General features: G+C 46.3%; 1 protein-coding gene. It reads right to left on the minus strand.

Annotation, left to right across the window (positions count from 1 at the left end; genetic code table 11):
- Positions 1-1,537 (minus strand): NucA/NucB deoxyribonuclease domain-containing protein (locus ACIQ0C_RS27150; RefSeq protein WP_403066005.1); only part of this gene is annotated, 1,537 nt, incomplete at its 3' end.
- Positions 1,538-1,551 lie beyond the last annotated feature (14 nt).

Consider the following 1,551-nt stretch of genomic DNA (forward strand, 5'->3'; position numbering starts at 1 on the left):
TGATGTCTTTCATGACATCGAATTTTGCATCTTTAGGACCGTCGACGATTTTCCATTGTAAATTGGTCGCGTAAGCAGGGATGTTCCCGATCGTGAAGTTATCACTTGATCGGTTATCCTGGCCGTCCTGAGGCTGACCTTCCGATCGGATCGTCGCGATTTTCTCAGGAGCTTCGACCTCCACATTAAAAGCGTCTCCATCCAGAATCCGGTCATAGGCGTACCAGGCACCGAGCCATGTCCCTGCAGCACCGTTCGAATCAGCGGAAATCATTCTTACAGAAAAATTATCCGATCCGTTCGTTGATGAACCTTCCCAGGTGGAAGCGAAAGGATATTCGTCACACTGCTTTCCTGTCCGATCCTCATCTCCGAACTCCCGGTCACAAATCCTTCGTGTCTTGTTCCTATTACGGTTGTATTCCTCCTGATGACGTTTTGTATACATCCGTGTCAGTGTGCTGTCTCCTACAGCTCCCGGTATTTTCTTTCCAATCATTTGAGGCTTTGTCTGTTCTGGGTGGTCCATAGCGTCCTTCCAATGCTGGCCGGCTTCAGTTAGCATTTCGAATTCAGGTTTCGTGATCGGGACATTGAAGACCGGTGTGGCTTTGCTGAATACGGCTCCTTGCCGGAAATATTGATCTGGGAAAGCGAACATGTATTTTGCAGAGTCATATCGGACGGTCTGTTTGATGCCATCTATGCTTTTTTTGTATTTCCTTGCTGAATGGGTAAGGGTGAGTTTCGGCCAAAATTCCATGTATCCCAACTGGTCAGGATTTGAATCAGTTGCTGGGGGCGCTTCTGAGGTGAAGATTTCTGTATCGAAGTTCGTGTTTTTCCATTGGGCGATCGTTCTTTCCGTCGGTGGATAGTCGGGATCCTCTTTACAGTCACCTGCGTTCAATTTCGATTCACATACCATATCGATTTTCAACTTGGCTCCATTTAAAGCTGGATCGGTCACGATGATATCGTCAAGTGTATAATAGATTCTCATGTTCCGGCTTTGGTTGGAACCATAACCTATTTCCGTGAATTGAAATTGAACCCCTGCGTTTATACAGATCCCTCCGATACATTTTATAGGGACTTGATATGTCGCCACATGGGACCAACAGAAGGAATAACGGTTCTTGATATACCCTGTTTCTGAACTGCTGTCAGGACTTCTCCGGCATTCATCTACAGTCTGGATATGATCATAGTCAAATTCCGGGGGTACCCACCCGACCGCCGTCTTGATCGGAGGTGCCAAGTTCGTTCTGTATGTCGCTTTACTTTGCTGGTCTACTTCCATCAATTCTTCTAATGTCTGAATGCCTTCTTTTTGCTGGATTTGATCTTGTTTGATTTCAAGCTCCCCGAGGGATTTGCCTTGCTTCATCAGTTCGGTTGCCTTCTTGATCTTGTCGTCTGGGACCCAGTATCCTCCACCGTTTGAAGTTGCTTGTGTCTGTACAGGTGCAAAGATGCCAAAGGTCAAAAGCATGACAAGGACAATTGAAAAAAAATGCTTGTGTAACCTGGACATTCCAATTCCTCCCT

This window comes from Peribacillus sp. NPDC096448, from assembly GCF_044762675.1.
GTDB classification, from domain to species: Bacteria; Bacillota; Bacilli; order Bacillales; family DSM-1321; genus Peribacillus; species Peribacillus frigoritolerans_B.